General features: G+C 40.1%; 9 protein-coding genes. 4 read left to right on the top strand and 5 right to left on the bottom strand.

Features of this window, described 5'->3' with window-relative positions; all coding sequences use genetic code 11:
• The 4 genes from DBR11_RS29965 to DBR11_RS24095 form a co-directional block, all read left to right on the top strand.
• A partial coding sequence (locus tag DBR11_RS29965; RefSeq protein ID WP_199233941.1) for an inorganic phosphate transporter occupies positions 1-914 on the top strand: 914 nt, incomplete at its 5' end.
• Positions 915-932: 18 nt separating this feature from the next.
• Positions 933-1754, top strand: coding sequence for a universal stress protein (locus DBR11_RS24105; protein ID WP_108555141.1), 822 nt, complete (start codon positions 933-935; stop codon positions 1752-1754).
• Between the two features lie 70 nt (positions 1755-1824).
• The gene (locus DBR11_RS24100; RefSeq protein ID WP_108555140.1) at positions 1825-2112 is read left to right on the top strand and encodes an antibiotic biosynthesis monooxygenase; all 288 of its coding nucleotides are present in this window, start codon (positions 1825-1827) and stop codon (positions 2110-2112) included.
• Positions 2113-2115: 3 nt separating this feature from the next.
• Positions 2116-2760 (top strand): alpha/beta hydrolase, encoded by a 645-nt coding sequence (locus tag DBR11_RS24095; protein ID WP_108555139.1) that lies wholly within the window; start codon positions 2116-2118, stop codon positions 2758-2760.
• Between the two features lie 28 nt (positions 2761-2788).
• On the opposite strand, the gene DBR11_RS24090 is transcribed toward DBR11_RS24095, so the two are convergent.
• The 5 genes from DBR11_RS24090 to DBR11_RS29430 form a co-directional block, all read right to left on the bottom strand.
• The gene (locus DBR11_RS24090; protein ID WP_108555138.1) at positions 2789-4039 is read right to left on the bottom strand and encodes a YdcF family protein; all 1251 of its coding nucleotides are present in this window, start codon (positions 4037-4039) and stop codon (positions 2789-2791) included.
• A gap of 86 nt (positions 4040-4125) precedes the next feature.
• A complete protein-coding gene (locus DBR11_RS24085) occupies positions 4126-5496 on the bottom strand; it encodes a RagB/SusD family nutrient uptake outer membrane protein (protein ID WP_108555137.1) in 1371 nt (456 codons plus the stop codon).
• A 10-nt stretch (positions 5497-5506) separates the two neighbouring features.
• Positions 5507-8803 (bottom strand): TonB-dependent receptor, encoded by a 3297-nt coding sequence (locus DBR11_RS24080; protein WP_108555136.1) that lies wholly within the window; start codon positions 8801-8803, stop codon positions 5507-5509.
• Positions 8804-8891: 88 nt separating this feature from the next.
• Positions 8892-9908 (bottom strand): FecR family protein, encoded by a 1017-nt coding sequence (locus DBR11_RS24075; protein WP_158275370.1) that lies wholly within the window; start codon positions 9906-9908, stop codon positions 8892-8894.
• Positions 9909-9963: 55 nt separating this feature from the next.
• A partial coding sequence (locus DBR11_RS29430; protein ID WP_146186650.1) for a sigma-70 family RNA polymerase sigma factor occupies positions 9964-10310 on the bottom strand: 347 nt, incomplete at its 5' end.

The following is a 10310-nucleotide window of genomic DNA, read 5'->3' as shown; positions in this document are numbered from 1 at the left end:
TATTTGGGTTTGGGGCTTCTGTACTTTTGATGTATTTTATTAAGAATATACTCAAAGCGAAAAAACTTTTTCATATTCCGCAGGGCGATGATGATAAACCGCCGGTATTCGTCAGGTTGTTGCTGATCACGACCTGTACCCTGGTGAGCTTCTTTCACGGAAGTAATGACGGACAAAAAGGTGTAGGCTTACTGATGCTGATCCTAATTACTTTTCTCCCCGCAAAATTCGCTATAGATCATTCTATCACCAACCAGCAAATACTGAATACACTTAATACTGCAGAGCAACCTTTGCAACATCTTTTAACAACCAATACAACAAACCTTGCCCCTATTGTGTCGGCAAAAAAAATGATTGAACAAACCAAACAGGAAATTAGCGGGAACGCCAAAGGAAGTACCGCGGAGATTTTTAAGTTCCGAAAAGATATTGAAAAGGTAACTAAGGAACTGAAAGAGCTCAGTAAGAATCCCGCAATTCAAATCTCTGAAGAAGACCTTTCGGGCCTCACAAATTCCTATAAGGCCTTAAATAAGGTAACCGACTTTTCACCAATATGGGTAATTGCAGCAATTTCCATCTCATTGGGCCTGGGTACCATGATTGGCTGGAAGAGAATTGTAGTAACTATTGGCGAAAAAATCGGTAATGAGCATTTGAATTATGCTCAGGGTGCAACTGCAGAGATTGTTGGCGCTGCAACAATTGGCTTAAGTACTGGTCTTGGCCTTCCGGTAAGCACTACGCATGTTCTATCTAGTGGAATTGCCGGAGCTATGGTTGCTCAGGGCGGAGCCAGCAATCTGAACAATGGAACATTAAAAAATATTGCTATGGCCTGGGTACTTACTCTTCCCGTATGCATTGCATTGGCATTAGCTTTGTTCGCTCTCTTTCGCTTATTCCTTTAATCCTCTTAATCCCTCCCCATGAAACAGATACTTGTTGCTACTGACTTTTCAAATTGTGCCAGCAATGCCATGGAATATGCTCTGGAACTGGCCAGCATCCTTCATTTCGAGGTATGTGCCATTCATGCCATCCATCCCACCGAGGGCATTGACAATTCGATATATAATGCGATTTACATAGAAAACTATTATAATTCTAAAAGGCAGGCGTTAGCGCACTGGGCAAAAAACCTCAGTGACCAAAAGGAGTACAATCAAGTGAAAGTAACCACCCTATGCGCAGTTGGCTTTTTGAATACAGTTATTTCCAATTATATAGCAGATCACCCTGCCGAGCTGCTGATCATGGGAATTACCGGATCAACAGGTATTTCTGGTATTGTAGGTAGTACAGCGAATATGATCGTTTCCAAACTTAAATTACCAACATTGATCGTTCCACTGGAAAGCAGACCTTCTAAAAAACCAGTTATTACACTGGCAACAGATTTCTCAACACAGTTATCCGCTATAGATGTAAACATCTTAAAAGAAGTTATACAAGCTTTCGACGCTGAAGTACTTCATGTATTAAATGTTATGGACAAATCTGACCTTTCCCCGGCCATTATAGGAGAAAGGTTGCTAAAAGAGTTTTTCAAACCCATGCCGCTTCAGTTTAATTACATTAGCCACAACAGCACAACTGATGGCATCATGGATTTTGTAGTTAACAATAAAACAGATATCCTTTGTGTGGTAAAACATCATCACAATATGCTGTACCGTATTTTTAACAGAAGTACTGTAAATCAAGTGATGAATAAATCGATTAAAGCCATTCTTGTTTTGCACGAATAAACTAGCGGGTCAGCCACGAATTCATTTAGCAGAACCTTTTTTTTGGATCCTTATTTATACATTTATAAATATGATCCTGGAAATAGCCATATTACATATTATACAAGGAAAAACAGCAGAATTTGAACTTGCTTTTGCAAAAGCACAAGAAATCATTTCATCGATGGAAGGATACCTTGGCCACGAACTACAAAAATGTATAGAACACAACCACCAGTATATTCTTCTGGTTAAATGGGATACCCTGGAAAACCACACAATTGGTTTCCGCAATTCCTCAGAATATCAGGAATGGAAGGTCTTACTCCATCATTTTTATCACCCTTTTCCAATTGTTGAACATTATCAGATCGTATAAGAAATGCGAAGAATATACTTCATCAGTGGTTTAGGGGCAGATCGGAGGGCTTTCAGACGACTGGTTTTCCCTGTGGATGTTGAGTTGATTCATCTCGACTGGATTACACCTTTACCTAAAGAGTCATTGCAGAACTATGCTGCAAGACTATCTGAGGGAATCGATCCTTCTGTTCCATTTTATCTGATTGGTCTTTCCTTTGGCGGGATGCTGGCCACAGAAATCGCTAAGAAACTTAAACCGATACATACTTTCCTTATCTCCAGCGTTCCTGTTTATACCCAACTGCCCTGGTATTACAGAACAGCTGGTTTTCTTCGTCTTGAAAGAATGGTTCCGCTGGGCCTGATGAAACAAAGCAATTCTATAGGTTTAAAGTTTCTTGGCGGCAAAACCAGTGAAGAACTTTCTTTATTAAAACAATTGATTGAAGACAGCGACCCCTATTTTATGAAATGGGCTCTAACCTGTATCCTAAACTGGAGAAACAAAGAAATACCCACTGACCTCACCCATATTCACGGTACAAACGATAACATATTACCTGCAAAATACACAAAGCCTGATTTTCTGATAAAAGGTGGCGGACATTTTATGGTTTACGGTGATGCCGGAGAAATTTCAAAAATCATCATTGGGAATATCTGATGGCCCAATGATGATTTTTGAAAACGAACTATGGATCCAAGGGTTCATCAAAATCAATCTGCAGTGACATCGTATTTGGATAAAATTCCAGTTCCTGGTCAGATAATCGCTTTCCTATACGGTAAGGGACATACCCAAGTTCCTGAATACAACGTTGAGGCATCACACCACTAATGTACATACTTTGAGATTTCACAGTCACCACCAGAGCCACTTTATTCATAGGAATACCATACCGGAACATAATCCTGGAAGCATTGCGCATATTTGTGGTGGTGTGCCTTGCATGTGGTTCCATTAAAATGGCTTCTTCTGGTATTTGCAAGGTATTTCTTAAAAACTTCTTCATCTCATAAGCCTCACTATATTTGGTCTTATAGGGATGGACCCTTCCTCCGGAAACCATAATGAAAGGTGCAACCCCTTTCTGATATTGTTCTGCAGCCAAACGGCAACGCAACATTCCGCCGGCACTCAATTCGGTATCGCGTTCCTCGGGCCCTTCTCCTGGTACCAGGATCAAACTGTATTTATAATGACTAAAATCTGTTTTTTGAACAGACAACAACGCTTCTTTATTTACTGTGCCGGTCATCGGCTCGTAGTCCGCGGCATCGTTTCTTTCGTTAATCTCCAGGGCAACCAAAGCAAACTGCATTGCTGGTTCAAAAAACAAGTTATTTTTTGTCCTCAGACTTAACAGAGCATTTGTTTTCACGAGTTCGGAATAGCTTTTATCTTTTACATTGAAACCTATAGAATCTATTGCCGGGTAATTGGGTTTCCGGCCTTCAACATATACTTCAATTGCATAGTTAACAGCTTTAGCATCCTGTTCCCATGCTTTAATCAACAATTCTTTGGACTTAAGCTCTTCATACATACTGTAGCATCCGGAGGGGAGCAATTGGTTCTTAACAAGAAGATCTAAAGGATTACCTGTTTTGAACAGGTTGTTTAAACGCTCCCCTACCACACGGATTTCATCATCACTAAATTTAACTGCCGATGTAAAACAGGATATATCCCCAGGGCAGCTTTTTAAAGCATTATTGATGTTTACCAGTTTATCTTTTAAGAGGGTACTGAGAACCTGATCATCCAGGATCATTTTCTTTACAGTCTGGTCTTTCTGCAATAACGTAAACAGGTAGTAATTTTTATACTGAACGGGGTTATGGGTACTTTGTAAGGCATATGCTTTATCAGGCCCCGCTTTTTGAGCCAAAGCATGCAAAGATAAAAACCCACAACAGATCAGGAAAGACAAGATTTTCATAGATTTTGATTTATCATTCAAATATATTTAAAATTAAAGAGCGCCCGGAATTTATACTTTCCGGGCCGCTGATTTATTTGTACCCATTAATAACCTGTATTTTGCCAGCCGGCTTTATTGGTAATGTTATCAATCTCCGGTTGAGGAACGGGATACAAGCTTCTAAATGCAGGTATACCCGGAAAAACTGCTGCCATTTGATTTGTTCTCACAATATCGAACCATCTATCCGCTTCCAAAGCCAGCTCCAGCCTGCGTTGTAGATACACCTCTTTTCTAAAATCGCTTTGAAGTGTAAGTATTGCTGGTGTTTTTATTGGAATACCCGCATTTGTTCTCACTGCATTTAGTGCAGTAAAAGCTTCAGCATTACCATATGCAAGCTCATTTAAGGCCTCTGCATACATGAGCAATACATCAGCGCAACGGATCACCGGAAAATCACTGCTGGTTTCCGTATTGTTGGATACTGGATTATTGAATTTTCCGGGACGATTTCCAATATTGGTCGGAGCAACTAAAGCTTTACGGTTATCACCTGTTTCAAATAAGCCCTGTGGTAAAGTGATGGTATTGGTATTGCTGTTATTTCTATAACGGTTATCCTGGTTAACGGCTTCTTTAACACCCCCTGCAAGGTATTGTACCGCAAAAATAACATCTTTGCTCGTTTTCAAATTATTCGGAAACGTGGTTGGCTGAGGCACAGTTGACAATACCGTACCCGCATAGATTGCAGCCACCACAGGCTTTAATGTAGCACTGACCAGATCATATTTCTTCTGATACAAATATATTTTAGCCAGCAACGCAGAAGCCCCATAACTTGTGGCTCTTCCTCTTTGTGCATCGGGCCACGAGATTGGCAATTTTACAGCGGCATCTGTTAAATCAGCAATGATCTGCTGATAAATCTGAGCAGAGTTTGTCCGGTTGTTTGCTCTGGCCTCTTCTGTTTTCTGAACTTTCAGTACCAAAGGAACATCGCCCCATAAACGGGTCAGGTTAAAATAACTAAGGGCCCTGATAAATTTAGCCTGTCCAATAATTTGACTTTTAGTTCCCTCATTCATGTTAATACCCTGTGCACGGTCTAAAATGAGATTACTTCGGTAAACCGCTTTGTAATGTCCCTGCCAAGAAGCTGCAAGAATATTGTTGGCCGGGGTTTCTGAAAAAACTTCTATCTGATTACGAACACCAGCACCAGAACCCGGATCATTGTCGGTCACATTGTCTCCGCGTATCTCACCAAGGGTGAGCAAATTATTCCCATAAAGGCTATCCGTCTGCAAAGCATCGTAACAACTGATTAAACCACCCTGCAAACCTTTTTCATCTACATAGAATGTATTTTCAGTGTATGAATCAAGAGGTTTTAAGTCAAGGAATTTTTTACAAGAAGTGGCTGTTATCATTAAACCACAAGTCAGTGAGATTATAATATATTTTTTCATGGTTCTTAGTTTATAAAGTGATATTAACACCTATAGATATGGTTTTGGAGGTTGGATAAACACCATAGTCTTCGCCATTTGTAGTAGCGAGAGATCTGTTGGTTACCTCAGGATTATAACCGGTGTATTTGGTAAATGTAAAAGGATTTTGCGCCGCGACATATAACCTCAGTTTGGTTAAAAACATTTTCTTGACCAGATTGGAAGGAAAAGTATAACCCAATGCAATATTGCGGATTCTTAAATAAGATCCATCTTCAATATGCCACGTAGAGGTTGTCCCATTACTTCCTTTAGCAACCCGGTTGGCCCGAACATCCTGTCCGCTTCCAGGATTACTTTCAGATACCCACCGATCTAAAGAACTGATCATATTGTTCATATTCCCCTCCTTATTTGCAAAGTACCGCTTCGAAAGATTCAGGATCTTATTTCCGTAAACGCCTTGCAGCGAAACACTCAGATCAATACCCTTATATTCGGCCGATGTTGCAAAACCATAGGTAAACTTAGGTAAGTAATTACCTACAATTTCTCTGTCTTTTGTTAAATCGATCACACCGTCACCATCCACATCTTTAAATTTAAAATCTCCTGGCTTAGACGTATTTAAATCGTAATTGCCCTGTGTGTCTTTGTAATGCGGATAAGCATCTACTTCTGCCTGGTTTTTAAACACACCTAAAACTACGGGTAAATAATAAGACCCGATCGGTTCTCCTACGCGGGTTAAAAAATAGGCATTGGCCACAGATCCTGTTTTGATAATATCTGCATTTCCAGGTCCCAACTCCACTACTTTGTTGATATTTTTTGAAAAATTGCCACTTGCTGTCCACTTTACACTACCAAATTGCTGCTGTGTACCTAGATTTATATCTATTCCCTTATTGTTTACTTTTCCAATATTTTTTAATTCTGTTGCAAAACCTGTGGTCAAGGGAACCGGTACATCCAGCAATAAATCTTTGGTGTTACTATTGTACACATCAACAGAGAGCGTAAGCTCATTTTTGAAAAACGAAGCATCGAAACCTAAATTCAATTGAGCCGTTTTTTCCCATCTTAAATCATCATTTGGTGTGGCGTAAGGAGCTGCGCCATTCACAACACCTGGTGTAGCCCCGCCCAGGACATATCCATAATTGGTCATTGCACCTTGGGCTCCGTAGGCAGGAATGTTAAAATTACCAGTCAGTCCATAGCTGGCCCTCAACTTAAGATCAGAAATAGATTCTACCTTTTTAAGGAAGCTCTCCTCAGACATCCTCCATCCAACGGATGCGGAGGGGAAATAACCCCACTTGTTGTTTGAACCAAATTTCGAAGAGCCATCCGCTCTTAATGAACCAGTAAACAAGTACTTACCCTTATAACTGTATTGTAATCTGGCAATACCGGAAGCCAGCGACCATTGTTGTCTGGTTGCTGTTCCGCTGGTCACTAAACCTGCATTTAAATAACTGATCTGATCGCTGATAAAGCCCTTTGTTGCCAAAGCATAATTCCCACTCAGATCATCCTTCTGCGCAGACCAGCCCAGCAGAGCGCTGATGCTATGGTCACCTATCATCTTATTGTAGTTTAAAGTCTGTTCCAACAACCAATTGGTCTCCTTTATAGTCCTGGAAGAACCGGAAGCATCTGAAGGTTCGTTCACCGCGCTGTTTGACTTTGGAATGGTCGAAGGACTGAAGGTATCTTCCGAACTGTTAAAGAGGTCAACCCCCAACTGGATTTTATATTTCAAATCTTTAAATATCGCAGCTTCAATAAAAGCACTTCCGGTTAACCTGTTTGATCCGATATCATCTTTTTGAAGCATTGCAAGTGCCACAGGATTCCATGCCTGTGTTTCACCATTCCCGCCTATGGGCTTTTCTACGCCGGGAACAACCGTATTGGTACTCGTACTCCAGGAGTTTTGTCCAAAGTTATAGCTCCCGTCGCTGTTATATACCGGAAAGATAGGCGAATAATGTAAGGCCGAAGCTACAATTCCGCCCGCGGAATATGCACCATTCGCATTCACTCTTTTTTCATTAATGACAGAGGGTGAAAGGTTCACACCATATCTGAACGCCCCTTTTTTTCCTTCTAAATTTAACCTTCCGCTGTATCGTTTAAATCCACTGTTCAAAATAATTCCATCCTGATCAAAATACTCCATTGATGCATAATATTTCAGCAGCTCGCTCCCACCAGCAGCAGAAATAGAATGACTTTGAATTGGAGCTACTCTAAAAATCTGGTCTTGCCAATCTGTATTCGTTAATCCCTGCTGCCCTTGCAAATAAGGAAGGACTTCCAAAGGCATTACCGCGCTGGTGTTCCCAGCTCCCGCTTTCAGCAAACGAGTACTGTTATTATCACTTAAACTATAAGGGACAACCGGAAGCCCTAAAGCTACATTTTTACGGTTGATGGCGTCCATAGCATCAGCATAGGTGTTATTTCTGGATTCCAATACCATTTGTGAGTATTGATAAGCATCCATCATCTTGATTTTATGGGAAATAGATTGCCATCCCGTGTAGCTGTTTACATTAATAGTCGAAACGCCGTTCTTCCCCTGCTTGGTGGTAATTAAAACCACGCCATTTGAACCTCTGGACCCATAAATAGCCGCAGAGGAAGCATCCTTCAATACTTCAACAGAGGCTATGTCATTTGTATTTAAATTGTTGATGTTATCATTGGAAATAGGTACCCCATCAATTACATACAAGGGGTTTGACCCAGCTGTAATGGTACCTACTCCCCTAACCTTAACTGACAATGCGCCACCTGGCGTTCCTGCTCCCTGCGAAACCTGCACCCCAGCCATTTTACCAACCATCGCTTCTGCAACATTGCTAACAGGCTGGTTCTCCAGATCTGAAGATTTTAAGCTTGCAATTGCAGTAGTCACATCCTTCTTCTTCTGGCTGCCATACCCAACAATAACCACATCCGACAAAGAGGCTGAAGAAGGATTCAGCTGAATGAGCAATGTCGCTTGTTCTCCTGCTTTGAGCACATAGTTTTCAATCGTTTTTGTTGTATATCCAATATAAGAAGCGCTAATATTGTAGGGCAGCCCTGCAGAGAGGCCATTAATTAAAAACTTACCGTCCTTATTGACAATAACCCCTTTTTTCTCATTGGTTTTTGTGTTGATTAAAAAAACAGAAGCTCCAAGTAAGGGCTGTCCTGTTTCATCTTTAACAATCCCGGTTATCTCAGAAGTTTGCTGAGCCCAAGTTTTGGCCGATACTGCCATGAGCAGCAGGCAAAAAAGCAAATGTGTAGTAAATTTTCTATGCATAATATGTGGTGATTTGGTTGTTTTTTCGACAAAATATTCCCTGTCCGCTATTTGAGCAGAATAACTTTATAATCATATAGTTCTGGATTTACTTACTAATCAGGTAGCCGTCGTTTGTTTTTGTTTGTTTTAGTTTATTTAATTCAGCTATTTCTTCAAGTATGGTGTCTACCGATGTTGTTAATTTCAAACTTCCCGTAAATGACATCTCTTTCAGATCATCAGCGCGATATTTAATTTTAACTTTATAATGCTCTTCTAATCTAGTAAAAACGTCAACCAAAGAAGCCTGGGTAAAATTCAGTTCCTTAATTTTATATTCTTGCCTAATTTCAATTCTGCTGTTACTAACTTTCACTTTGTTCAACTTCAGGTTATAGACCAGCTCATTGCCAGGTAAAAGTATTTTATTAAAATGCATAATCTGTTGCGCAGAGTCTATATTCTTTACCCAGACTTTTCCGGTATGTAACTGGACCTTTATAAATTTGCCTTTTTCCTTTGCGGTGATCGTAAAAGAGGTACCCAGAGCAGTGGTAGAAATTCCATTGGCGTAGACTACAAAGGGGTGCACCTTATCTTTTGTCACCTGGAAAAAACTTTTACCCTTTAAATAAAGTTCCCGTTTCTCTTTTCCAAAAGGCAAAGTATACCTCAATTCGGCCCCTGGATATATTTTTACCGTTGAACTATCCGGCAGTTTAATCTCCTGATTATATTCAGTATAATTTACAACTGATTTCCATTGAATTGACGCTGCCTTTTGATTGATCTGGGATTGAACTTTAGCTGGAGTGAAATCCCTAGCATTTTGGTTCAACTTCCAGAGGCCAATACTAAGTATAGCAAGAATAAGTGCAGCTGCAGAAATCCTTTTCATCCAGCCTAACTTATAAAAACGCGGTTGTGTGTGCTTTTTCACCATAGCAAACATCTCTTCCGTTTTCGCCACAGAAATATTTGCCACCTGAGCTTCGTCCCATTCATTTTTGTCCAATAAATATTCTGGAAGATCCTTTGTTTCTTGTAAAAATTTATTGACCACAAGCTTCTCTTCGGGACTACATTGTCCTTTAAAATACTTATCCAGAAGCTCTTTTGACATGCTCATACTACTAATACGATTGATTTAAAGATAAACCCGTAATCAGTAAAAAAAATTAACGAAGATATTCTGCGAGGAAAATAATAGCAGGAACATACGAATAGCCACTTAATTGTTTAATGGCTAAAGAAATATGCTTTTCTACAGTTCTTGGCGAAATAGAAAGCTGTTCGGAAATTTCCTTATAGGAATAACCGTGTAAACGGCTTAGGAGAAAAACCTTTTTCCTTGTTGGGGGAAGCACACTTAAAGCAAGTTCCAATTCCTGGCGAGCCTCAAAAACATCACTATGTGCTGCTTTCTCCTCAACGGCTTCATTGTAATAAAGTTTAAGATTACGTTCCTCACAAGCGATCTTTTTAAAATAATCGAGCAGGGTAGTTTTTGCAATCCTGAACAGCT

The organism is Pedobacter sp. HMWF019 (assembly GCF_003061025.1).
GTDB lineage: Bacteria > Bacteroidota > Bacteroidia > Sphingobacteriales > Sphingobacteriaceae > Pedobacter.
The sequence above is the reverse complement of the archived record's forward strand: the minus strand, read 5'-3'. Positions and strand labels throughout refer to the sequence as shown.

Bases quoted from the DNA above. Each gene is read 5' to 3' on its own strand.
- DBR11_RS24085 (WP_108555137.1), bottom strand. From the start codon at position 5,496: ATGAAAAAATATATTATAATCTCACTGACTTGTGGTTTAATGATAACA.
- DBR11_RS24080 (WP_108555136.1), bottom strand. From the start codon at position 8,803: ATGCATAGAAAATTTACTACACATTTGCTTTTTTGCCTGCTGCTCATG.
- DBR11_RS24105 (WP_108555141.1), top strand. From the start codon at position 933: ATGAAACAGATACTTGTTGCTACTGACTTTTCAAATTGTGCCAGCAAT.
- DBR11_RS24075 (WP_158275370.1), bottom strand. From the start codon at position 9,908: ATGTCAAAAGAGCTTCTGGATAAGTATTTTAAAGGACAATGTAGTCCC.
- DBR11_RS24095 (WP_108555139.1), top strand. From the start codon at position 2,116: ATGCGAAGAATATACTTCATCAGTGGTTTAGGGGCAGATCGGAGGGCT.
- DBR11_RS24090 (WP_108555138.1), bottom strand. From the start codon at position 4,039: ATGAAAATCTTGTCTTTCCTGATCTGTTGTGGGTTTTTATCTTTGCAT.
- DBR11_RS24100 (WP_108555140.1), top strand. From the start codon at position 1,825: ATGATCCTGGAAATAGCCATATTACATATTATACAAGGAAAAACAGCA.